We start from the raw sequence: 23,131 nt of genomic DNA on the forward strand, positions 1-23,131 counted from the left end.
GACCGCATGGCAGGCAACGACGATCTGGTGGTGCTGCGCCCGGAGGGGCTGTACTGCGCCGCCGGCGATTTTCATATCGACCCGTGGCGACCGGTAGCGCGCGCGGTCATCACCCATGGCCACGGCGACCATGCCCGTCCGGGCATGGGCGAGTACCACTGCAGCGAAGGCAGCCTGCCGATCCTGCGCTGGCGCCTGGGTGACGTGCCGGTGCAGGCGCACGTCGAGGGCGTGCCGTTCCGCCTGGGGAAGGTGCAGGTATCGCTGCACCCTGCCGGCCATGTCCTCGGCTCTTCGCAGGTACGCATCGACGACGGCCGGCAGGTCTGGGTGGCCTCGGGCGACTACAAGCGCCAGCCCGACCCGACCTGCGCGCCGTTCGAAGTGGTGCCCTGCGATACCTTCATCACCGAAGCCACGTTCGCCCTGCCCATCTACCGCTGGCCGGACACGCCGGCGGTGGCGGCGGAAATCGTGGCGTGGCGCCGCGAATGCGAACAACGTGGCGAAGCGGCGATCCTGCTGTGCTATGCCTTGGGCAAGGCGCAACGGGTGCTGGCCGAACTGCGGCCACTGGACGATCGCCCGGCCTGGCTGCATGGCGCCATCGCCAATGGTGTGGCGGTCTACCGGCAGGCCGGCGTACCGATGCTGGAGACGCTCACCATGGCCGAACAGGGCCGTCAGCCGGATGCCGCCGGCCAGCTGATCCTCGCGCCGCCGTCAGCTGCGGGCACGCCCTGGATGCGTCGCTTCGGCCGCCACCAGCTGGGCTTCGCATCCGGCTGGATGCAGCTGCGCGGCAATCGGCGGCGTCGCAATGTCGATCGCGGTTTTGTCATTTCCGATCACGCCGACTGGCCAGCACTGCTGCAGACCATCGAACAGACGGGCGCCCAGCGGGTGATCGCCACCCATGGCAATACCGATGCGTTGATTCCGTTCCTGCGCGAGCGCGGCGTGGCTGCCGAAGCCTTCCGTACCGATTTCGGGAGCGAAGAATGAAGGCATTCGCTGCGCTCTACCAGCGCCTGGATCGCAGCACCGCCACGCTGGACAAGCGTGCGGCGCTGGTCGACTACTTCCGCCAGGCGCGTGCGCATGACGCGGCATGGGCGCTGTACCTGCTCAGCGGCGGCAAGGTGGGCGGCGCACGCCGGAAGATCGCCGCCAGCAGCGAACTGCGCGCGTGGGTGAGCGAGGAATCGGGCCTGCCGCCCTGGCTGGTGGAGGACAGCTATGCGCAGGTGGGGGACCTGGCCGAAACGCTGACCCTGCTGCTGGATGATCCATCCCGGCCAGCTGTCGACCGCCCCTTGGCCGAATGGATCGAACAACATCTGCTGGCGGTGGCCAATCAAGCCGAAGCAGTGCGCCGTGCGGCGGTCGTCGCAGGCTGGCAGCAGCTGTGCAGCAGCGAACGCCTGGTGTTCAACAAGCTGCTGACCGGTGCCCTGCGCGTAGGTGTTTCGCAGCGGCTGGTACAGCAGGCGCTGGCCGAATGGTCCGGCCTGGACATCGCACGCATCGCCCAGCGCATGCTTGGCGAGTGGGTGCCCTCGCCCGGGCTGCTGGCTCAGCTGCTGTCGCCGGATGAGCTTCCGCTGGACCGTCAGCAGCCCTACCCGTTCTTCCTCGCATCGCCACTGGAAGGTGAACCTGCCGAACGGCTCGGCCCGATCGATGACTGGCTGCTGGAATGGAAATGGGATGGCATTCGCCTGCAGCTGCTTCGCCGGCGTGGCGAGGTCGCATTGTGGTCGCGTGGCGAAGAGCGGCTGGATGGCCGCTTCCCCGAAATCGAGCAGGCGGCGATGGCGCTTCCCGATGGCTGCGTACTGGACGGCGAGCTGCTGGCCTGGGACGAAAACGCCAACCTGCCGCGTGCCTTCACCGCGCTGCAGACCCGCATCCAGCGCCGCAAACCCGGTGCGGCCACCCTGCGCAACACGCCGGTGCGCGTGCTCGCCTATGACCTGCTGGAAGTCGATGGCGCGGACCTGCGTGAGCTGCCGTTGCAGGAACGGCGTACGCGGCTCACTGAGGTCATCGGTGCGCTGGACGATGTGCGGATCCAGCTGTCGCCCGACGTTGACGCCGACGATTGGCAACGGGCAGCAGCGATGCGCGACGTGGCACGCGAACGCGGCGTGGAAGGTCTGATGCTGAAACGGCGTGTCTCGCCCTACCAGACCGGGCGACGACGCGGCGACTGGTGGAAATGGAAGGTCGATCCACTCACGATCGACGCGGTGCTGCTGTACGCCCAGGCCGGCCATGGGCGGCGCAGCACGCTGTACACCGACTACACCTTCGGCGTCTGGGACGGAGACACGCTGGTGCCGGTGGCCAAGGCGTATTCGGGCCTGGACGACAAGGAGATCCTCGCGCTCGACCGCTGGATCCGCGCCAACACCCGCGAGCGCTTCGGTCCAGTGCGCAGCGTGCGCGCCGAACAGGTGTTCGAACTGGGTTTCGAAGCGGTCAACCGCAGCAGCCGGCACAAATCCGGTATCGCCGTGCGCTTTCCGCGCATCCTGCGCTGGCGCCACGACAAGCCTGCCAGCGAGGCCGATCAGCTGGCTACGCTGCAGGCGCTGGCGCGATGAACCGCAGCCAGGCGCTGCGCAGGCTGGAAGACTGGTTCGCGGCACGCGGCTGGCGCTCACTGCCATTCCAGCGCGCAATGTGGCGCCACTACCTGGCCGGCGAATCCGGGTTGCTGCATACGCCCACGGGCAGCGGCAAGACGCTGGCGATGTTCGGTGGGCCGTTGCTGCAGGCGCTGATCGATCCACCGCCACCGCCCCGCAGGGCCAGCGCGGTGCGCCCACTGCAGGTGCTGTGGGTGACGCCTTTGCGCGCGTTGGCCAGTGATACCGCCCGCGCCCTTCAGGCCGTCGTCGACGGCCTGGGACTGGGATGGCGTGTCGGCCTGCGCAGCGGTGACGCCAGCAACCGCGAGCGGCGCCAGGCCCGCGAAGGCCGCATCGACGTGCTGGTGACCACGCCCGAATCGCTGGCGCTGCTGCTGAGCTATCCCGATACCGTGGCACGCATGCGCCAGCTGCGCTGCGTGGTGGTGGACGAGTGGCATGAACTGCTGGGCAACAAGCGGGGAGTGCTGCTGCAACTGAACCTGGCGCTGCTGCGCGACATCGCCCCCGCGTTGCAGCTGTGGGGGCTCTCGGCCACGCTGGGCAATCTTGATGAAGCACGCGACGTGCTGCTGCCCGGGCAGCCCGACGCGCCCATCGTGCAGGGCGTGCGCCCGCGCGCAGTCGGCGTGCGCAGCCTGCTGCCTGACCCCGGCGAACGTTTCCCCTGGGCCGGGCATCTTGGCCTGGCGCAACTGCCGCGCGTGCTGGACGCGTTGATGCAGGCACGCAGCAGCCTGCTGTTCACCAATACGCGTGCGCAGGCGGAACTATGGCATCAGGCGCTGGCCGCAGTCTGGCCCGAAGACCAGGGCACGCTTGCGCTGCACCACGGCTCACTGGATCCGGCGCTGCGCCAGCAGGTGGAGGATGGCCTGCGCGCGGGCGTGCTGCGCTGCGTGGTGGCCACCTCCAGCCTCGACCTCGGCGTGGACTTCCCCGAGGTTGAGCAGGTATTGCAGCTGGGCAGCCCGAAGGGTGTGGCCCGCCTGCGCCAACGCGCCGGACGTGCGCGCCACCGCCCGGGCGCCAGCGGCTCCATCCTGTGCGTGCCCAGTCATGCGCTGGAACTGGCCGAGTACGCCGCCGTGCGCCGTGCATTGGCCGCCGGCGTGGTCGAAGCACGCAGGCCGCCGACGCTGTCGCTGGATGTGCTGGCCCAGCATGCGGTCAGCCGCGCGCTGGCCGGTGGCTTCGACAGCGATGCGCTACTGGCGCAGGTGCGGCGCACCCACGCCTTCGCATCGCTCGGCGACGGCCAATGGCAGGCGGTACTGACCTTCATCGTGCAGGGCGGCCAGGCGCTGGCCCAGTACCCTGATTTCCACAAGGTCGTGCGCGATGACGACGGCTGCTACCGCATGCACGATCGCCGCCAGGCACTGCGCCATCGGCTGTCGATCGGCACCATCAGCAGCGATGGCAGCGTGCGCGTGCAGTTCCTGCGCGGTGGTGGCCTGGGCGCCGTGGAGGAACAGTTCGCCAGCCGCCTGCGCCGTGGTGATCGCTTCCAGTTCGCCGGGCGCCTGCTGGAACTGGTGCAGCTGCGCGACATGACCGCCTTCGTGCGGCTGGCACGAGGGCGCGGTGATGGTGTGGTGCCACGCTGGCAGGGAGGCCAGTTGCCGCTGTCGATGCCGCTCGGCCGTGAGCTGGAGTGGGTACTGTCCGGCGCCGACGACAGTGCCGAATCACGCTGGTTGTCACCGTTGCTGGCACTGCAGCAGCAGTTGTCGGCGCTTCCCGGCCCGGAACATCTGCTGGTGGAAGAGGTGCGGCGCCGCGAAGGCCAGTTCCTGTTCGTCTACCCCTTTGCCGGCCGCCACGTGCACGAGGCGCTGGCCGCCCTGCTGGCACTGCGCTGTACCCGCTGGCAGCGCAACAGCATCGGCTATGCGGTGAACGATCATGGCCTGGTGCTGGCACCGGCGCAGGCGATCGATCTGGATGCGGCGCAATGGCGCGCATTGTTCACCCCCGATCAGCTGCTGGACGATCTGCGCGCGGCAGTGAACCTGGGCGAGCTGGCGCGGCGCCAGTTCCGTGGCATCGCACGCGTAGCCGGCCTGCTGGTGCCCAGCCTGCCCGGCGGCATGCCGCGGTCGCTGCGCCAGCTGCAGGCCTCGGCGGGCCTGCTCTACGACGTACTGCGCGAGCATGACCCCGGCCACCTGCTGTTGGCATTGGCCGAACGCGAAGTGCTGCACGACAGCCTGGACCTCCCAGGGCTGCAGCAGGTACTGGCAAGGATCGGCATGCAGGTCTTCTCGGTGCAGCACCCGGCATCACTCACACCGCTGGGCTTTCCACTGTGGGCCGAACGCCTGCGCGGGCAGTTCAGCAACGAAGACTGGCGCACCCGTGTGCAACGCGCGGCCCAGCAGCTGGAGCGCCGCCATGGCCGATGAACTGCCGCTGCTGCGCGCCGGCGAATCGCTGATTCTGCTTGGCGCGCGTGCACTGTACTGGCCTGCGCGGCAGGCACTGTTGATCGCCGACCTGCACTTGGGCAAGGCCGATGCATTCCGTCGTGCCGGCATCGCGTTGCCCAGCGGCGGCACCGGCGAAGACCTGCAACGCCTGCAGGGGCTGCTGGACAGGCATGCCTGCCGCGAGCTGTGGATCCTGGGCGACATCCTGCATGGGCCAGCGCATCGCGCTGCCTGGTACCAGCAATGGCTGGGATGGCGTGAACGCAATGCTGCACTGGACGTGCATGTTCTGCGCGGCAATCACGACCGCCAGCTGCCGCATGCGCAGTTGCAGGTCCAGATCCACGATGAAGTACGGCTGGGGCCATTCCTGCTTCGGCATGAGCCGATGCCCGATGCAGAGCTGCATGTGATCGCCGGGCATCTGCATCCGCAGGTTGCCTTGCCGCCCCTGCGGCGGCGCTTCGCCGCGTTCTGGCTGCGCGACCGGACGACAATCCTGCCCGCCTTCTCCGCGTTTACCGCCGGAATCGTCCCTGCCCCCGTCCCTGGCGAGCAGATGATCGTCTGCGTGCAGGGCGGCCTGGTGGAACTGCCGGAGGCTTGAATCAGGCCGGACGAATACCCAGCTGCGGCATCAACCGGAAATCAGGCGTGTCATCTTCACGTCGCCGCGGCAACGCCTGGATCGCCGCCAGCATCTCCTGCGCGCAGGTACGGATGCGTGCGTGGTGCTCCGCTGATGCATGACTGATCAGGCTGCCGACATGGAACTCGAATACGTCCTCCAGTACGTCGGGCTGGTCCTCGTGCAGCATCTGCAGCAATCCGCGCAGCTTGCAGATTTCCGATTCCAGCTCCTCGACCGCGAACAACATGGCGTCCTCCTCTTCAACAACAGGCGGCACGTCCGGGCCGCAACAGGCCGCAACGGCAGCGCCGCCCGGGCCACGCGCGATGTCGATCACGGAAAGGAAAACGGGCGACGCGCAATCGCGTGCAACCTACTTCTCGCATATCCGCGGTGAGGCAACCGTTAATTCACGTGACGACGCGCTTCACGCATTGGCCGTGATCGCGTTGATGCGAGGTGTCTCCGCTGCGGTGGCCAATGCGTCGACGAAAGCCGGATCCAGTGCGAGCGCACCGAACCAGCCGTGCTGGGTGCCACTGAGCACGCGCAGCATGTGGCCACGGCCACCGGGCAGGCGCCCCATCGGGCCCAGCAGCACATCACGCGCCTTGGCCCAGGCGTCGCGGTCGGACTGGAACAGCGGTGTCAGCCAACGACTCCAGCGCTGGTACACCGCAACGTGCGCCCTGCGTTGCGCCTGGTACGCCTGCAACGCTCCGGCACCGCCCCCCTGCGCGCGCACGGCATCGCGCAATGCCAACGCATCGAGCAGCGCCATGTTCACCCCCTGCCCCAGCTGCGGGCTCATCGCGTGCGCGGCATCACCGGCCAGCACCATGCGGCCCTGGTGCCAGCGCGTCATCACCGCATCACGGTAGACCGCGCGCGCCATCTGGCCGGCATCGCGCAGATGGGCGAAGCGCGCACTGGCCTGCGGCCACAGTGCATGCAGTTCATCCAGCCAGGGGGCCATGCCGTCGGCCTGCCAGCGCTCGAAGTCGGCGCGTGGCAGGCTCCAGAAGAAGCTCAGGCGCGGCGTGTCATCACCGGGGCGCGTACCGACCGGCAGCAGCCCGATCATCTTGCGCGCGGCCACGTAGCGCTGGCGCAGCTCCCGCACGTGCGGCCAGTCTTCGGCCGGCAGCAGGCACCACAGCGCCCCCCACGGATACACGCGGTCCAGCCCGGCACCGCCGGCGATCGTGCCGCGCAGCGTCGAGGCGGCGCCATCGGCGGCCACCACCAGATCGAACGGACCGTGCATGCGACCGTCGCTGTCGCGCAGGCGGCCCTGCTCGGCATCCACCGCCGCGATGCTGACGCCCGCATGCAACTGGCCTGCACCCGCGCGCGCTTCATCCAGCAGCGAGAACAAGGCCCCGCGCTGCATGCCCAGGCCGTGCAGGCGCGCATCCAGTCCGTCGTAACGCATGTCCATCACCGCGCGCTCGCACGGCGTGTCGCCATACAGGCGGTGCACCGGCGCGGCATGTGCGCGCACGGAATCAAGCAGGCCCATCTGCCACAGTACCTGCAGGCCGCTGGGCTGCAGCAGGAAGCCGGCGCCAACCGGTCCCGGCGTGGGCACGCGTTCGAAGATCTCCACCTCGTGGCCGTCACGGGTGAGCAGGATGGACACTGCCTGTCCAGCGGTGCCGTAGCCGATCACGGCGATGCGCAGTCGTTCCTTCATGGGCGCATTGTGCCCGAGGTGGGTGGATCGCGAACGGGCCGCAGGCATGCCGCGCAAAAAAAAACCCCGCCGGAGCGGGGTTTTCAACGCACTGTCGAGTGGATCACTCGGCCGGCGTGATGTTCGAAGCCTGGGCACCCTTCGGGCCCTGGGTCACGTCATAGGTGACACGCTGGCCTTCCTGCAGGCTGCGGAAGCCCTTGGAGTTGATGGCGGAGAAGTGCGCGAACACGTCGGCGCTGCCATCCTCCGGCGAGATGAAGCCAAATCCCTTGGCGTCGTTGAACCACTTGACGGTACCGTTCGGCATGGTGATGCGAGACCTTATGCAATGAATGGGTGGTGTACGCTGAACCCGCGCACAAGCTGAGTATGCAAAGCTTGCTCGGGGAAGACAATCACCCCCGTGCCAATTCGCCCACCAGTTCCGGAAGTCCGTTGCCGGCCGCCTGCACGTTGGCCAGCACTTCGGCCATCGTAATCTCCTCGCCATCACCACACCCGGCAGCCCAGTTGGCGATGATCGCCAGGCAGGCGTAATCCAGCCCCAGCTCGCGTGCCAGCGCGGCTTCCGGCATGCCGGTCATGCCCACCAGGTCGCAGCCGTCGCGGCGCATACGGGCGATTTCAGCGATGGTTTCCAGGCGCGGGCCCTGCGTTGCGCCGTAGCAGCCACCGTCATGGACCGTGACACCGGTCACTTTGGCCGCGGCCAGGATCTTGCTGCGCAGCATCGGCGTGTACGGGTGGCCGAAATCGACGTGGACCACGTCGGTGCCTTCTTCTTCACAGATCGTGCTGATGCGGCCCCAGGTGTAGTCGATGATCTGGTCCGGGCAAGCCAGCACGCGCGGACCAAAGTGTTCGGTGATGCCCCCCACCGTGTTCAACGCCAGCACGCGCTGCGCGCCCAGTTGCTGCAGCGCGGCCAGGTTGGCGCGGTAGTTGATCTTGTGCGGCGGCAGCGAATGGCCTTCGCCATGCCGCGCCAGGAACGCCACGCGATGGCCGAGCAGCGTACCGACGCGCACCGGGCCCGACGGGCGGCCGAAGCGGGTGTCGACCTCGTGGGTCTGCACATCGTCAAGCTTGGCCAGATTGTAGACACCGGTACCGCCGATCACGGCCAGGGCGATCTGTTGCATTCGAAGCACTCCATGAAAAGACGAACGCCGGCACCCGAGGATGCCGGCGGCAGAAGAAGACGCGCCGCGGGCGGCTGCGCCGTTATTCCTTCATCGCGTAGATGGCCGGCACGCAGCGCAGGGTTTCATTGACGTCCATGCCGAAGCCGAACACGTAGCGGTCCGGCAGTTCGATGCCGGCGTAGTCGGCGGTCACGTCCGGCAGCGCGCGGTCGTGCTTCTTCACCGTCATCGCGGCGATGCGCACGTCGGTCGCGCCCTGTTCCAGGCACCAGGTGCGCACGCCCTGCAGGGTGTAGCCCTCGTCCAGGATATCGTCAACCAGCAGCACGCGGCGGCCGAACAGCGAAGTGGCCGGCTTGTGCTTCCAGACCAGGTCGCCGCCGGTGGTTTCACCGCGGTAACGGGTAGCGTGCAGGTAATCGAACTGCACGTCCTGGCCGCGCGCGCCCAGTTCCAGCGCCAGCTGGCCGGCGAACGGCAGCGCACCGTGCATGATGGACAGGAACAGCGGCACCTCGCCCTTGTAATCGCGCGCGATGGCGTCGGCGATACCAGCGATGGCCTTGTCGATGGTGGGGCGGTCGACCAGCAGGTCAGCCTGGGCCAGGGCCTGGGAAATGGTGAGGTTGGGCATCAGACGGTTCTTCCAAGGGTTTCAAGCAGACGGGATTGGGTGTCGCCATGGCGGGCATCGGCCAGCAGGCCATCCCAGCCAAGCGCGCCACGGCCGATCAGGCCCAGCAGCGCAGCAGTATTGAGGGAGCGTCCCTGCACCGCGTGCAGGGCTTCATCGACCAGTTCCGGGTGGCAGACCAGCACCACGTCGCAGCCGGCATCCAGATGCGCGTGCACGCGCGCGGACACACCGCCGGCGCTGTGCGAGGCGGCCATGCCGATGTCATCGGAGAACACCACGCCGCGGAAGCCGAGCTCGCCGCGCAGGATGTCCTGGATCCAGCGCGGCGAGTAGCCGGCCGGTTCAGGCGCAATCTGCGGGTAGATCACGTGCGCCATCATCACCGCGTCGGCACCGGCGGCGATGCCGGCCTGGAACGGCACCAGGTCCTGCGCGCGCAGCGCGTCCAGCGCGCGCGGGTCGATCGCGGTATCCACGTGGGTGTCTTCCAGCACGGTGCCGTGGCCGGGGAAATGCTTGAGCGTGGCGGCCATGCCGACCGAATGCATGCCGCGCACGTAGGCGGCGGTGAACGCGGCCACCACCTGCGGGTCTTCACTGAAGGCGCGGTTGCCGATGGCACGGTTGCCACGGCCAAGGTCGACCACCGGCGCGAAGCTCAGGTCCACACCGCTGGCCCGTACCTCGCTGGCCATCAGCCAGGCGTGCCGTTCGGCCAATGCCAAGGCCTGCTGCGGGTCGGTGGCATACAGCGCACCAATGTCCTGCAGTGGCGGCAGATCGCTGTAACCCTCGCGGAAACGCTGCACGCGGCCGCCTTCCTGGTCCACGCAGATCAGCTGCGGGCGTGGGGCAGCGGCGCGGATGGCCGCGCTCAGATCGGTCACCTGCTGGCGCGAGGCGAAGTTGCGCTTGAACAGCACCACCCCGGCCACGGCATCGTGCTGCAGCCAGTCACGTTCCTGGGCGGTCAGTTCGGTACCGGCAACGCCGATCAGCAGCATGGTCGATCTCCACAACGCGCGCCCGCATGGCGCAGTGCCGCATTGTCGCAGAACCGGCCGACAGGCGCAGTGGTCAGAAAAAGGGGACGGAGGGGATCAAGGCGCAATCGACCCAGGTGGGCTGGATACCTCTTGATCCCCTCCGTCCCCTTTTGGGGGGGCAGGTCAGACCTTGCAGCCGTCCGGGCCGCAGGCCTCGTCGCCGTCAGCCGACGCTGCCGGAGCGCCCTGTTCGGCCGCGATCTGGCGCAGGGCGTTGGCGAAGGCCTCCGGCGGCTGTGCCCCGGAAATGGCCCACTTCCCATCGATGACGAAGGTCGGCACCGAAGAAACGCCCAATGCATGGGCCTGCGCCAGCTTGGCTTCGACCTCGGCCAGGCCGCGGTCGGAGGCCAGCATCTGCGCGATTTCGCCGGCGTCGAGGCCGCCCGCCACGCCGGCCTTGATCAGCACCGCGGGGTCGGCCAGGTTCTGGCCGTGCTCGAAGTGAGCGCGGAACAGAGCCTCGCCGACCGCATCCTGCACGCCATGCTCGCCGGCCAGCCACAGCACCCGGTGCGCCGGCAGCGTGGTCACCCGCACCTGGCCCTGGCTGAAGTCCATCGGCAGGCCCTCGGCACGCGCGGTGGTCTGGGTCTGGCCGAGGATCTGCTCGGTACGCTCGACGCCCCCGAACTTGCGCACGTAGGCCTCGCGCAGCGGCACCGGGGTGGCGTCCGCATCCGGGTCCAGCTGGAACGGCTGCCAGTGGATATCGAGTTCAGGCGCGTTCGCGCCCAGCAACTGCACGCCCTGCTGGAAACGATGCTTGCCGATCCAGCACCAGGGGCAGACCACGTCGGAGTAGATATCGATTCTCATCCCCACGACATGGGGCCCGCCTCCCTCGTTAAAAGGGGACGGAGGGGACTAAGTCGGTTCCCGCACAGGTGGGGTAAAGATGACTTAATCCCCTCCGTCCCCTTTTTGGGGTTCACCACTGTGAATAGGGGTGACTGGCCAGCGCGACGTTGTAGTAGCGCGCATCGTCGGTGACTTCGGCACCCACCCAATCCGGCAGGTCGATCGCCTGGTCGGCGCTGTCCAGCTCGACCTCGGCCACCACCAGGCCGGCGTTGTCGCCGAGGAACTCGTCCACCTCCCAGGTCAGGCCGGCGTGCTCGACCAGATGACGGTGCTTGTCGATCAGGCCGCCCACGCACAGCGCCAGCAGTGCGCGTGCATCGTCCACCGGGATCGGGTAATCGAACTCCTGGCGGGTATGGCCGATGGTGCGCGACTTCAGGTTCAACGCGGCGTGGTCGCCTTCGATGCGCACCCGCACCGAGGCGTTCTGGGTGCCGCGGTCAAGCGCCCCCATGTCGTTGATGTAGCCCTGCGCCATCGGGATCACCCGGTGCGCGGCGGCGCGCCAGCCATCGCTGCTGACGAGGAATTTGCGTTCGATTTCGATGCCCATCGCACCATTATGCGCGATGGGCATGACAGCCGATCAGCGCTTCTCGAACACCGCGATGCTTTCCACGTGCGCGGTGTGCGGGAACATGTCCATGGCACCGGCGCTGACCAGGGTGAAGCCCTGTTCGTTGACCAGATAGCCGGCATCGCGGGCCAGCGAGCCCGGGTGGCAGCTGACGTAGACGATGCGCTTGAACTGCTTCAGCGGCAGCTGCTGCAGCACTTCGATCGCGCCCGAACGCGGCGGGTCCAGCAGCAGCTTGTCGAAGCCCTGGCGCATCCACGGGGTGCTGCGCTGGTCCTGGGTCAGGTCGGCACTGAAGAACTGCGCGTTGGCCAGGCCATTGCGCTCGGCGTTCTCACGCGCACGCGCGACCAAGCCGGCATCGCCTTCCACGCCGACCACTTCGCGCACGCGGCGCGCCAGCGGCAGGGTGAAATTGCCCAGGCCGCAGAACAGGTCAAGCACGCGCTCGTCCTCACCCGGTTCCAGCAGGTCCAGGGCGTGGGCGATCATCTTCTCGTTGAGCTTGGCATTGACCTGGATGAAGTCCAGCGGGCGGAACGCCAGTTCCACGTCCCACGGCGCCAGCCGGAACGACAGCGGCACGCCCTGCCCGTCCAGCGGCTGCACGGTGTCCACGCCGCCGGACTGCAGGTAGATCACGAAGCCATGCTGCTGGCCGAAGGCGGCCCAGGCCGCACGATCGGCATCGCTGAGCGGCTGCAGGTGGCGCACGGTCAGGACCACGGCCTGGTCACCGGCGATGAACTCGATCTGCGGAATATCGCGCTTGCCGTCGAGCGATTCGATGAAAGTGGACAGCGCCTCGACCTTGGTGCCGATTTCCGGGATCACGGTCAGGCACTGGCTGAGGTCGGCGACGAAACGCGGGTCCTGTTCACGGAAGCCGACCAGGGTCTTGTCCTTCTTCTCGACCCGGCGCACCGAGAAGCGGCCCTTGCGCCGGTAGCCCCAGCTCTCGCCGACCAGCGGCGCCAGCACGGTTCCCGGCTTCACGTGGCCGATGCGCTCCAGGTTGTCCATCAGCACGCGCTGCTTGGCCACGATCTGCTGGTCTTCGTCCAGGTGCTGCAGCACGCAGCCGGCACAGGTGCCGAAGTGCGGGCACTTCGGGGTGACGCGCTGCGGCGAGGCCTTCAGCACTTCCACCGTGCGCGCTTCGTCGAAATGGCGGCTGCGGGCGGTCTGTTCGGCCATGACCACCTCACCCGGCAGTGCGCCGCTGACGAAGGTGACCTTGCCGCCCTCACCCTCACGGCGGGCGACGCCGCGACCATCATGGCTGAGGTCGAGGATCTCGGTCTGGAACGGGGTACGGTCGATGCGGGAGCGGGATCGGGCCACGTGGCAACAGGCTGCGGGCAAAAATGGGGGCGTATTGTCGCAGATCCTGACCGGCAGGGCCCGGACCCGCTTGCGCCCGCCGCCGCCGTGCTTGATGATTGCAACAGCTGACATGGAGGCAGCCCTGATGCAGATGACCCCGCGGGCCAGCCGGCCCCGCTTCCTGCTTGTCGAGGACGACATCATCAGCCGCGGTTTTTTCAAGGCGGCGTTGGAAACGTTACCGGCGGACGTGGACACCGCAGATTCACTGGCCAGTGCGCTGGCGAGCGCCGAACCCGGCGCGCATGACCTGTGGCTGATCGACGTCAACTTGCCGGACGGCAACGGCGCGCAGCTGCTGCGCGAACTGCGCCGTTCACACCCCGACACCCCGGCGTTGGCGCATACCGCCGACGGCGACACCTCCATCCATGCCCGCCTGCGTGAAGCTGGCTTCAGCGACACGCTGGTCAAGCCGCTGGGCCGCGACCAGTTGCTGAAAGCCGTGCGCCGCGCGCTGGTGAACAGCCCCGCGGGGATCTTTGTCGCCCCGGCCCCGGCAGCGGTCGAGCTGCAGGTGCAGGACTGGGACGAGACCGCGGCACTGGCCGCGCTCAATGGCCAGCGCAACCACCTGATCGCCCTGCGCGAGCTGTTCCTGGCCGAGTTGCCGGGGGTACGCGACGCGGTCGAGCAGGCCGTGGACCAGCACGACGAGCGCCAGCTGCGCAGCCAGCTGCACCGGTTGCAGGCCAGTTGTGGCTTCGTCGGCGCGGCACGGCTGGGACGCGCGGTGCGGCAGCTGCATCATGCGCCGGAGTCCGGGCAGGCCCAGGACGGGTTCCGCGCCGCCGTGGCGGCCCTGCTGCATTGAGGGTTGGCCGGCAGGGCTGCGCCCTGCACCTGCAGAGGCTTCAAGCCAAGGCAACGTCAACAGCAAAAGCAAAAGCTGGCATTCCGTAGGTTGGCGGGGCGGTATCGGAGGGCGGGGACGCCGTAAACCCGTCCTTGGGGGCTTGGCAGCCGCATCCATGCGGCTGACACCCCGCCCTCCGATACCGCCCCGCCTTCGACAGTTGACCGGTGGCCAGTAGATCCACGCCATGCGTGGATGAATCTCTGTCAGATATCGAAATTCAAACTGGGGTCAGATCCGTTTTCCTTCGGAAAACGGATCTGACCCCGTCGGCATGTCCAACAGCTCGCAAGAATCTGTCGAAGGCGGGGTGGGTCCGGTTGCGGGAGTGTCCGCGGCATGGATGCCGCGGCCAAGCCCCCAAGGACGGGTTTACGGCGTCTCCCGCAACCGGACCCACCCCGCCGACCCACGGATAACCAGCTTTTGCTTTTGACGTTGACGTTGATTCGGCAGGTGCAGGGCTGCAAGCCCTGCCGAACATCCCCTACCTGCGGGGCGCGAGCTGCTCGAGCATTTCCCAGGACTTCAGGCCGCGGGCGCCCAGGTGATGGGCCAGCACCCGCCGCATCGGCAGACGCAGGCTGGCCAGGTCGGCGGCATGGGGCTCTTCGTCGGCCGCCAACGCCAGCAGCGCCGAGCCAGTCGCCGCCGCCCGGCGTTCCCCACCGCGCTCGCTCAGCAGGCGCTGCGCGCCTTCCTGCGGATCCAGTTCGTAGCGCGCGGCCGGGTCGATCGGCTGGCCGTCGCTCGCGCTGTCCAGATCGAAACCCAGGCCCAGCGCGGACAGCAGCTCGCGTTCGAAGCGACGCAGGGTCCAGGCCAGGCCGGCGCCCACGGCCAGCCGCGCACGTGCCTCGCCGTAGGCCAGGTACAACTCAGGCAGCGGGTCCTGGCGCGGGGCCAGGCGCAGGGTCAGTTCACTCAGGTAGAAGCCGGCCAGCATCGCCTGGCCGACCAGGCGTGGCGCGGCATCCAGCGCCTCGGCACCCCGCAGCTGGGCCAGTTCGCCCCGCTGCTGGGCACTGAAGCGGATCCACTGCAGCGGCTGCAGAGCAGCCCGCAGCACCTGTCCCTTGGCGGTGGATACGCCACGCGCGAGCAGGCCGATCCGGCCATGCTGCGCACTCAACACTTCGACCAGCAGACTGGTCTCGCGGTAGGCCCGTGCGTGCAGCACGAAGCCAGTGTCGTCCTCGATCATCATCGAAGCGACCGCAACGGCTTACTCGTAACCGAAGGCCTTCAGTGCGGCCTCGTCGTCGGACCAGCCTTCACGCACGCGCACCCAGGTCTCCAGGAACACCTTGGCCCCGAACAGACGCTCCATCTGCAGGCGGGACTTGGCACCAATCTCCTTCAGCCGGGTGCCGCCCTTGCCGATCACGATCGCCTTCTGGCCCTCGCGCTCGACCCAGATCACCGCACCAATGCGCAGCAGGTTGCCATCTTCAGTGAAGCGCTCGATTTCCACGGTGGTCGCATACGGCAGTTCCTCGCCGAGCTGGCGCATCAGCTGCTCACGCACCAGCTCGCCGGCCAGGAATCGCTGGCTGCGGTCGGTGATCTCGTCTTCGCCGAACATCGGCGGCGCTTCCGGCAACAGCGCCAGTACGTCGCGTACCAGTGCTTCCAGGCCGTTGCGCTTCTGCGCCGAGATCGGGTGCACGGACGAGAAATCGCGGCCGGCGGTGACTTCCTGCAGGAACGGCAGCAGCGCGCCCTTGTCCTTCAGACGGTCGATCTTGTTGACCACCAGCACCACCGGGATACCGGCGTCGCGCAGCACATTGAAGGCCAGGCTGTCTTCTTCGTCCCAGCGACCGGCTTCGATCACCAGCAGGCCGGCATCGACGCCTTCCAGCGAGCCGCGCGCGGCACGGTTCATCACCCGGTTCATCGCCCGCTTCTGCACCTTGTGCAGGCCGGGGGTGTCGACCAGCACCAACTGGCCTTCCGGATAGGTGGCGATGCCCAGCAGGCGATGGCGCGTGGTCTGCGGGCGGTTGGAAACGATGCTGACCTTGGCGCCGACCAGGGCATTGGTCAGGGTCGATTTGCCCACGTTCGGGCGGCCGATGACGGCCACGCTGCCGCAATGATGGGAAGTTTGTTCGCTCACTTGGAATCCAGTTGTTCTAGGACGGCTGCAGCCGCCTGTTGTTCGGCAAGCCGCCGCGAGGCGCCTTCGCCCTCGATGCTGGCGGCCGGGTCGGCTACGTTGCAGCGTACCCGGAAGTGCTTGGCGTGGTCGTCACCGGATTCTGACACCAGTTCATACTGCGGCAACGCCTTCTGTCGGGCCTGCAGCCATTCCTGCAGGCGGGTCTTGGGGTCCTTCTCGGGTCGGCCGGAGGCCGGCAGTGCCTCGATCGAAGCACTGAACCAGGGCAGTACCACCGCCCGGCAGGCCTCGAAGCCGGCATCCAGGTAGATCGCAGCCACCACGGCTTCCACCGCATCGGCCAGGATCGAGTCGCGGCGATGACCGCCGGACTTCATTTCGCCCGGGCCCAGGGTCAGCCGCTCGCCCAGTTCCAGGGTGCGCCCGATCACCGCCAGCGCGCCTTCACGCACCAGCTCGGCACGGGCACGGGTCATCGCCCCTTCGTCAGCCTTGGGCCAACGTCGGTACAACGCCTCGGCCGCCATCATGTTGACGATGCTGTCGCCGAGGAACTCCAGGCGCTCGTTGTGCGGCGCACCGGCACTGCGATGCGTCAGCGCCTGCTTGAGCAGGGCCGGGTCGCTGAAGGCATGACCAATCAGGTCGCCACGTTGGATGAATTTACTGGGCACCGCTTCGTGTCAGGTCCTGGGAAGAATCGAATTTGCCAACCACATCGAGGTTGCCGATCAGCTGACGGCGCACTTCGTAGTTGACCTTGAGGGTCCAGCCATTGTCGCGACGGTCGAACTTCACGTTGGCCGGCTTCACATTGTCCGAGTAGTTGATGTACAGGCGCTTGAAGAACAGGTCCTGGATGCGCGCCGGCTCCATGCTGCCCACGCCCGGCTCGTTGGCCAGGCTTTTCATCGCCGAGCGCACCGCGTAGTACTCCTGGTACATCGGGAACAGCTTCATGCCGATGTAGAGGAAGAAGCCAACCACGATCAGGACCGTCAGGAACGAGGTCAGGGTCATGCCACGCTGCGTGTTCATCGTCTTCATTGCGTTCTCCCCAGATACGCGTTGGATGTGAAAATACCCGGTTGATGCCCGGTCAGTTGATGCTCGAGCCGATCCGCGACGGCTCGAAACCATCCTTGCAGAACCAGCCCTGGCAGTTCAGCCAGATCAGGAAGGCCTTGCCGCGCAGGTTCTCTTCCGGCAGCAGGCCCCAGAAACGGCCATCGTCACTGTTGTCACGGTTGTCGCCCATCACCAGGTACTTGCCGGCCGGCACGGTCCACTGGCCCTGGCCACGCGGGTAGTCGGTCTCCAGCACCGTGTGGGTGCGGCCCGGCAGGTGCTCGACCAGCAGGTTGGCGCCCTCGCCCTGACCCTTGTGGCCGGCGTAGATGCCCTTGTTGTCGTACTTCAGCGGTTCGCCATTGAGGATCATGCCGTCGCCTTCGAAGACCACGGTGTCACCCGGCACGCCGATCACGCGCTTGATGAAGTTCTCGCCCTTTGCCGGGTCGTTGTCGCTGTGGCCGGGGAAGTGGAACACCACCACATCGCCACGCGACGGCTCGCCAAATGGCACGATCTTGGTGTTGCTGATCGGCAGGCGCAGGCCGTACGAGAACTTGTTGACCAGGATGAAATCACCGATCAACAGGTTCGGCATCATCGAGCTGGACGGGATCTTGTACGGCTCGGCGATGAAACTGCGCACGATCAGCACGATCGCCAGCACCGGGAAGAACGCACGCGAGTAGTCCACCAGCACCGGCTCGGAATCGAGCAGGCCGGCGCGCTGGGCACGCCGCTTGGCAAGGTACAGCTTGTCCGCGAGCAGGATCAGGCCCGAGGCCAGGGTCAGCACGACCAGGAGGATCTCAAACAGTTTCATTCAGGGTCCTTTGCAACGTCACCGGACGACCGGCCCCGCAGGGCCGGTGCGGGCTTACTTGTTGTCCATCTGCAGCACGGCCAGGAACGCTTCCTGCGGGATCTCCACGCGGCCGACCTGCTTCATGCGCTTCTTGCCTTCCTTCTGCTTTTCCAGAAGCTTCTTCTTACGCGAAACGTCGCCACCATAGCACTTGGCCAGCACGTTCTTGCGCATGGCCTTGACCGTGGTACGGGCGATGATCTGCGAGCCGACGGCGGCCTGGATGGCCACGTCGAACATCTGGCGCGGGATCAGGTCCTTCATCTTCTCGCACAGCTCGCGGCCGCGGCGGTCGGCATGGCTGCGGTGCACGATCAGCGACAGCGCATCGACCTTGTCACCGTTGATCAGCACATCCACGCGCACGAACGGGCCGGCGTCGAAGCGCACGAAGTGGTAGTCCAGCGAGGCATAGCCACGGCTGACCGACTTCAGCTTGTCGAAGAAGTCCAGCACCACTTCGGCCATCGGCAGCTCGTAGCTGATCTGCACCTGGCTGCCCAGGTAGTTGATGCCGATCTGGCTGCCGCGCTTTTCTTCGCACAGCTTGATGATGTTGCCGATGTACTCCTCGGGGGTGAGCACGTTGGCACGGATGATCGGCTCGCGGATCTCCTCGACCTGGTTCACCGGCGGCAGCTTGGCCGGGTTGTCCATGTTGATGATCGAGCCATCGGTCTTCAGGACTTCATACACCACCGTCGGCGCGGTGCTGATCAGGTCCAGGTTGTATTCGCGCTCCAGGCGCTCCTGCACGATTTCCATGTGCAGCATGCCGAGGAAACCGCAGCGGAAGCCGAAGCCCATCGCCTCGGAGCTTTCCGGCTCGAAGCGCAGCGCGGCATCGTTCAGGCGCAGCTTGTCCAGCGCTTCGCGCAGGTCCGGATAGTCCTCGGCATCGACCGGGAACAGGCCGGCGAACACGCGCGGCTGCATTTCCTGGAAGCCCGGCAGCGGCTTCGGTGCCGGGTCGCCGGCCAGGGTCAGGGTGTCGCCGACCGGCGCACCGTGCACGTCCTTGATGCTGGCGGTGACCCAGCCCACTTCACCTGCACGCAGCGCCGGCAGCACCTTGCGCTTCGGGGTGAACACGCCGACGTTGTCGACCTGGTGGTTGCGGCCGGTGGACATCACCTGCAGCTTGTCACCGGCCTTGATCTCGCCCTGCATCACGCGCACCAGCGAGACCACGCCCAGGTAGTTGTCGAACCAGGAGTCGATGATCAGCGCCTGCAGCTTCTCGGTGTCGCGCGGCTTCGGCGGCGGAATGCGGTGCACGATCGCTTCCAGCACGTCCTGCACGTTCAGGCCGGTCTTGGCACTGACCGGCACGGCGTCGGAGGCGTCAATGCCGATCACGGCCTCGATCTCGGCCTTGGCGCGCTCGATGTCGGCGGTGGGCAGGTCGATCTTGTTGATCACCGGCACCACTTCCAGGCCCTGCTCCACGGCGGTGTAGCAGTTGGCCACCGACTGCGCTTCCACGCCCTGGGCCGCATCGACCACCAGCAGCGCGCCTTCGCAGGCGGCCAGCGAGCGGCTGACTTCATAGGAGAAGTCGACGTGGCCGGGGGTGTCGATGAAGTTCAGATGGTAGGTCTGCCCGTCCTTGGCCAGGTACGGCAGCGACACCGACTGCGCCTTGATCGTGATGCCACGCTCGCGCTCGATCGGGTTGGAGTCGAGCACCTGCGCTTCCATCTCGCGGGCCTGCAGGCCACCACAGAGCTGGATGATGCGGTCGGCCAGCGTGGACTTGCCGTGGTCGACATGGGCGATGATGGAGAAGTTGCGGATGTTCCGCATCGAATCAGAAGACATAGGTGGCGGCGGCGCGCGGCGTCGTCAGGGTAACGGTCGATTATCGCATGCCCGGCGCCCGCCCGCGAAAACGGCCTCATCGGACCGGGTCTGGAACGGCCGAAGCCCCGCCAGGGCGGGGCTTCGGAGGAGAAGCAGGGGCCGCCGAAGCGGCCCCGGCAGGCCTTACTGGCCGGCCTTGACCGCTACGAACGCGCTGTTGCCGCTGCCGGTGCGTACCAGCAGCATCACCACGTCGCCCTTCTTGTAGCTTGAAAGCGCACGGTTCAGCGCGTCCACGCTGCCGACCTGGGTGCTGGCCACCTGCAGGATCACCATGCCCGGAGACAGGCCCGCATCACGCGCGCCCTGGCCCTTGACCCCGGTGATGCGCACGCCTTCGCCCGATTCCAGGCCCAGCTGCTTGCGCTGCGGCGCGGTCAGGTCACTGACGTCCAGCCCCAGCAGGGCATTGGCGCCGGCCTGCGGCGCCGCATCGCTGTCGCCGGTGGCCGGGCCACGCGAACTGGCCTGCCCGTCTTCGGTCAGGGCGGTCAGGGTGGCGCTGAGGTCACGCGGCTTGCCATCGCGGATCACGCCCAGGGTGACCCGGCTGCCCGGTGCCATCGCGCCGATCAGCGGCGGCAGGTCGGACCAGCTGTTGACCGGCGCGCCGTTCACTGAGCGGATCACATCGCCGATCTTCACCCCGGCCCGGGCTGCAGCCGAATCCGGCACGATCTGGTTGACCAGGGCGCCGCGGCTGTCCGGCAGGCCCATCGCCTGCGCCTTCAGGCCGTCGATTTCCTGCACCACCGCGCCGAGCTGGCCGCGGGTGACCTTGCCGGTCTTCTTGATCTGCTCGACCGCACTCATCGCCAGGTCGATCGGGATCGCGAAGCTGATGCCCATGTAGCCGCCCGACGCGGAGAATATCTGCGAATTGATGCCGACCACTTCGCCACGGGTGTTCAGCAGCGGGCCACCGGAGTTGCCCTGGTTGATCGCCACGTCGGTCTGGATGAAGGGCACGTAACGCTGGTCTGGACCGCCGGTGCTGCGGCCGAGGGCGCTGACCACGCCGGCAGTGACCGAGTGATCGAGGCCGAACGGCGAGCCGATCGCGACCACCCACTGACCCGGCTTGAGGGAGTTGGAGTCGCCAACGCGCACGGTCGGCAGGTTCTTGCCGTCGATCTTCAGCAGTGCGACATCGTACTGCTGGTCGCTGCCCACCACTTTCGCGGTGAACTCACGGCGGTCACCCAGCTTGACCTTCACCTCGCTGGCATCGGCCACCACGTGGTAGTTGGTCAGCACATAACCATCGGGCGAGATGATGAAGCCCGAGCCCATGCCGCGGCCCTTGATGCTGGGGCCACCGTCCGGGCCGCCCGGGCCCTGCCCCGGCATCGGGAAATCCGGGCCGAAGAAGCGGCGGAAGAACTCCGGCATGCCATCGTCGCCGCCCATCGGGCCCCGTGAGGCCTGGCGGTTGTTGCGGACGATGGTGGTGTCGACGTTGACCACGCCAGGCCCGACCTGTTCGACCAGATTGGTGAAGTCAGGCAGGCCCGTGACCAGCGGCTGGGCCGGCGCCCGCGGCGCGGCGGCCGGCGCGGCCTGGGTCTGGGCGGCCGGAGCCGGGGCCTGCGCGCAGGCCATCAACGGCAGGGTCAGGGCCAGCAGGCCCATGGCCTGCGTGCGGAGTCGGGGAGTCATCGGACGGCAACCTCCGGATCGGATGGAAAGAGGAATACGGGCCCCGCCGACGGCGGGGCGTGAAAGCGCCCGGCTCAGTCGCGCGGGCGCGGCGGCACCGGCAGGTCGTCCTGCAGGCGCGGCTCGAACGGGTAGAACGCCGCGCCCCCGGCATGGGCCGGGAAGCTCGCATTGAGCGCGCCGCCGGCAGCGGGCGCCAGGCTGGAGCGCGGCCACGGTCGCGCCTGCAGGCCACCGACCTCACCGAACGGCATGTTGCGGCTGGCATTGGCCGGCACGGTCGGGGTCAACGGCGCCTGTGCGGCGGCCACAGCGCGTTGCGGCATGTCCTCACGCTGGGCGGCACGCGCGGCCTGCTGGCTGCGGGTAGCGCTGGCGCGACGGGTGTCCTGGCGCCGGCTGGCTGCCGCCATGGCCACTGCCGGTACACCGGCCACGGCCATTGCGGCGTTATCCACCGAGGCTTCGGTCACCGGAGCCGGCGTCGTCGGTGCCGGCGCGAGTTCGGCCTGGCTGGCGATCACCTGCGGTGCCAACGGCTCGCCCGGGGTGGCCTCCTTCAGCTTCTCACCGCCCATGAACAGGGCCACCGCCGCCACCGATGCGGCCAGTGCGGCGCCACCGCCCCAAGCCCGCCAACCACTGCGGCGTACCTGACGACGCGGCTCGGCCTGCGGCGCCGGTTCGGCGGCGATGGCGGCGGCCACGGCGGCGCTGAAGCCGGCCGGCGCCAGCGCCGACGCCTGTCCGCGCATCACGTCGCCCAGCAGCTGCCAGCGTTCCTGGCAGCCGGCCAGCTCGGGGTCGTGCTCCATCCGGCGCAGCAGGAAGCGCGCTTCATCGGCGCCCAGCTCGCCATCGACCAGGGCCGACAGCTGTTCCCGATGGCGCTGGTCCAGGCGCTGCCCGGCGGGCGATTGGTGGTTCTGCGATTCGTTGAACGGATTACTGGTCATACGCGGCTCTTCTCACGGGTGGCGCTGCCGATGTCCAACAGCGGCCGGAGTTCGGTGTCGATCGCCTCACGCGCCCGGAAGATCCGTGAGCGCACGGTGCCGATCGGGCACCCCATTTTCTGCGCGATATCCTCGTAACTCAGGCCTTCCACCTCGCGCAGGGTGATCGCCAACCGGAGCTCTTCCGGCAGCGCGTTGACGGCCTTCATTACCGTCTGTTCCAGTTCCTGGCGCATCAACTCGCGTTCGGGCGTGTCGGTGTCGCGCAGGCGCGTCCCGCTGTCGAACTGTTCGGCATCCCCGATGTCGATGTCATCGGTCGGCGGTCGGCGATTGTGTGAAGCCAGGTAGTTTTTGGCGGTATTCACGGCGATTCGATGCAACCAGGTTGAGAACTGGGCATCGCCACGGAAACTTCCGATCGCGCGGTAGGCACGGATGAAAGTGTCCTGGGCGACGTCCTGACATTCGCTCCAGTCGGCGATGTAGCGACCGACAAGGGCCACCACGCGATGCTGGTACTTGCGCACCAGGACATCGAACGCGGCGCTCTCGCCGTGCTGCACGCGCCGGACCAGTTCCAGATCCAGCTCCTGAGGTGTATCAACATCGGCCATGAGGGGCCGCACTCCTGTCAGCCCAACCGACGTCGGGCAATGAGA

At 67.6% G+C, this 23,131-nt stretch carries 23 protein-coding genes; 5 read left to right on the forward strand and 18 right to left on the reverse strand.

The window, feature by feature from the left end:
* The first annotated feature begins 6 nt into the window (after positions 1 to 6).
* From AC5P6E_RS18665 to pdeM, 4 genes are read left to right on the forward strand one after another with little or no spacing between them, the layout of a single operon-like run.
* Positions 7 to 1,005, forward strand: coding sequence for a ligase-associated DNA damage response exonuclease (locus AC5P6E_RS18665; RefSeq protein WP_191849785.1), 999 nt, complete (start codon positions 7 to 9; stop codon positions 1,003 to 1,005).
* Positions 1,002 to 2,609, forward strand: coding sequence for an ATP-dependent DNA ligase (locus tag AC5P6E_RS18670; protein WP_019336698.1), 1,608 nt, complete (start codon positions 1,002 to 1,004; stop codon positions 2,607 to 2,609). The genes AC5P6E_RS18665 and AC5P6E_RS18670 overlap by 4 nt, the downstream gene beginning before the upstream one ends.
* On the forward strand, positions 2,606 to 5,065 hold the full coding sequence (locus AC5P6E_RS18675; RefSeq protein WP_049481939.1) for a ligase-associated DNA damage response DEXH box helicase: 2,460 nt from the start codon (positions 2,606 to 2,608) through the stop codon (positions 5,063 to 5,065). The genes AC5P6E_RS18670 and AC5P6E_RS18675 overlap by 4 nt, the downstream gene beginning before the upstream one ends.
* A complete protein-coding gene (pdeM, locus tag AC5P6E_RS18680; RefSeq protein ID WP_043402352.1) occupies positions 5,055 to 5,696 on the forward strand; it encodes a ligase-associated DNA damage response endonuclease PdeM in 642 nt (213 codons plus the stop codon). The genes AC5P6E_RS18675 and pdeM overlap by 11 nt, the downstream gene beginning before the upstream one ends.
* A 1-nt stretch (position 5,697) precedes the next feature.
* Here pdeM and AC5P6E_RS18685 read toward each other — a convergent pair whose 3' ends face one another.
* The 9 genes from AC5P6E_RS18685 to rlmD form a co-directional block, all read right to left on the reverse strand.
* Complete coding sequence (locus AC5P6E_RS18685; RefSeq protein ID WP_019336695.1) at positions 5,698 to 5,967, reverse strand: hypothetical protein; 270 nt, start codon at positions 5,965 to 5,967, stop codon at positions 5,698 to 5,700.
* 180 nt (positions 5,968 to 6,147) lie between these two features.
* The gene (locus AC5P6E_RS18690) at positions 6,148 to 7,416 is read right to left on the reverse strand and encodes an FAD-dependent oxidoreductase (RefSeq protein WP_312662916.1); all 1,269 of its coding nucleotides are present in this window, start codon (positions 7,414 to 7,416) and stop codon (positions 6,148 to 6,150) included.
* Positions 7,417 to 7,519: 103 nt separating this feature from the next.
* On the reverse strand, positions 7,520 to 7,726 hold the full coding sequence (locus AC5P6E_RS18695) for a cold-shock protein (RefSeq protein WP_005410590.1): 207 nt from the start codon (positions 7,724 to 7,726) through the stop codon (positions 7,520 to 7,522).
* A gap of 88 nt (positions 7,727 to 7,814) precedes the next feature.
* A complete protein-coding gene (locus tag AC5P6E_RS18700) occupies positions 7,815 to 8,561 on the reverse strand; it encodes an S-methyl-5'-thioinosine phosphorylase (protein WP_010482830.1) in 747 nt (248 codons plus the stop codon).
* Positions 8,562 to 8,643: 82 nt separating this feature from the next.
* The gene (locus AC5P6E_RS18705) at positions 8,644 to 9,198 is read right to left on the reverse strand and encodes a hypoxanthine-guanine phosphoribosyltransferase (RefSeq protein WP_005410592.1); all 555 of its coding nucleotides are present in this window, start codon (positions 9,196 to 9,198) and stop codon (positions 8,644 to 8,646) included.
* Entirely contained in the window at positions 9,198 to 10,205 is a 1,008-nt protein-coding gene (gene nagZ / locus AC5P6E_RS18710) for a beta-N-acetylhexosaminidase (protein WP_143994695.1), read from the reverse strand. The genes AC5P6E_RS18705 and nagZ overlap by 1 nt, the downstream gene beginning before the upstream one ends.
* A gap of 165 nt (positions 10,206 to 10,370) precedes the next feature.
* Positions 10,371 to 11,066, reverse strand: coding sequence for a DsbA family oxidoreductase (locus AC5P6E_RS18715; RefSeq protein ID WP_043402358.1), 696 nt, complete (start codon positions 11,064 to 11,066; stop codon positions 10,371 to 10,373).
* A gap of 112 nt (positions 11,067 to 11,178) precedes the next feature.
* Positions 11,179 to 11,664 (reverse strand): CYTH domain-containing protein, encoded by a 486-nt coding sequence (locus AC5P6E_RS18720; RefSeq protein ID WP_010482827.1) that lies wholly within the window; start codon positions 11,662 to 11,664, stop codon positions 11,179 to 11,181.
* Between the two features lie 33 nt (positions 11,665 to 11,697).
* Positions 11,698 to 13,032: a 23S rRNA (uracil(1939)-C(5))-methyltransferase RlmD gene (rlmD, locus tag AC5P6E_RS18725; protein ID WP_010482826.1), complete on the reverse strand. Its 1,335-nt coding sequence runs from the start codon at positions 13,030 to 13,032 to the stop codon at positions 11,698 to 11,700.
* A gap of 127 nt (positions 13,033 to 13,159) precedes the next feature.
* On the opposite strand from rlmD, the gene AC5P6E_RS18730 reads away from it, so the two are divergent.
* Complete coding sequence (locus AC5P6E_RS18730; RefSeq protein WP_010482825.1) at positions 13,160 to 13,888, forward strand: response regulator; 729 nt, start codon at positions 13,160 to 13,162, stop codon at positions 13,886 to 13,888.
* Between the two features lie 529 nt (positions 13,889 to 14,417).
* Here AC5P6E_RS18730 and recO read toward each other — a convergent pair.
* From recO to rpoE, 9 genes are all read right to left on the reverse strand, one after another.
* Positions 14,418 to 15,137, reverse strand: coding sequence for a DNA repair protein RecO (gene recO / locus AC5P6E_RS18735; RefSeq protein WP_010482824.1), 720 nt, complete (start codon positions 15,135 to 15,137; stop codon positions 14,418 to 14,420).
* Between the two features lie 18 nt (positions 15,138 to 15,155).
* Positions 15,156 to 16,052 carry a GTPase Era gene (gene era / locus AC5P6E_RS18740; protein ID WP_010482823.1) on the reverse strand — a complete coding sequence of 299 codons (897 nt, stop codon included), beginning with the start codon at positions 16,050 to 16,052 and terminating at the stop codon, positions 15,156 to 15,158.
* Positions 16,049 to 16,729, reverse strand: a complete 681-nt coding sequence (gene rnc / locus AC5P6E_RS18745; protein ID WP_010482822.1) for a ribonuclease III — start codon at positions 16,727 to 16,729, stop codon at positions 16,049 to 16,051. Before rnc ends, era begins: the two co-directional genes overlap by 4 nt.
* The gene (locus AC5P6E_RS18750; RefSeq protein ID WP_010482821.1) at positions 16,719 to 17,102 is read right to left on the reverse strand and encodes a DUF4845 domain-containing protein; all 384 of its coding nucleotides are present in this window, start codon (positions 17,100 to 17,102) and stop codon (positions 16,719 to 16,721) included. The genes rnc and AC5P6E_RS18750 overlap by 11 nt, the downstream gene beginning before the upstream one ends.
* 52 nt (positions 17,103 to 17,154) lie before the next feature.
* Positions 17,155 to 17,949: a signal peptidase I gene (lepB, locus tag AC5P6E_RS18755; RefSeq protein ID WP_010482820.1), complete on the reverse strand. Its 795-nt coding sequence runs from the start codon at positions 17,947 to 17,949 to the stop codon at positions 17,155 to 17,157.
* A gap of 54 nt (positions 17,950 to 18,003) precedes the next feature.
* A complete protein-coding gene (gene lepA / locus AC5P6E_RS18760; protein WP_010482819.1) occupies positions 18,004 to 19,797 on the reverse strand; it encodes a translation elongation factor 4 in 1,794 nt (597 codons plus the stop codon).
* Positions 19,798 to 19,977: 180 nt separating this feature from the next.
* Positions 19,978 to 21,513 (reverse strand): Do family serine endopeptidase, encoded by a 1,536-nt coding sequence (locus AC5P6E_RS18765; protein WP_197577067.1) that lies wholly within the window; start codon positions 21,511 to 21,513, stop codon positions 19,978 to 19,980.
* Positions 21,514 to 21,587: 74 nt separating this feature from the next.
* Positions 21,588 to 22,469, reverse strand: coding sequence for a sigma-E factor negative regulatory protein (locus AC5P6E_RS18770; protein WP_049411162.1), 882 nt, complete (start codon positions 22,467 to 22,469; stop codon positions 21,588 to 21,590).
* Positions 22,466 to 23,086, reverse strand: coding sequence for an RNA polymerase sigma factor RpoE (rpoE, locus tag AC5P6E_RS18775; RefSeq protein ID WP_010482816.1), 621 nt, complete (start codon positions 23,084 to 23,086; stop codon positions 22,466 to 22,468). Before rpoE ends, AC5P6E_RS18770 begins: the two co-directional genes overlap by 4 nt.
* Between the last annotated feature and the right edge of the window lie 45 nt (positions 23,087 to 23,131).

It is taken from the genome of Stenotrophomonas sp. YJH_SMC_16 (assembly GCF_059367875.1).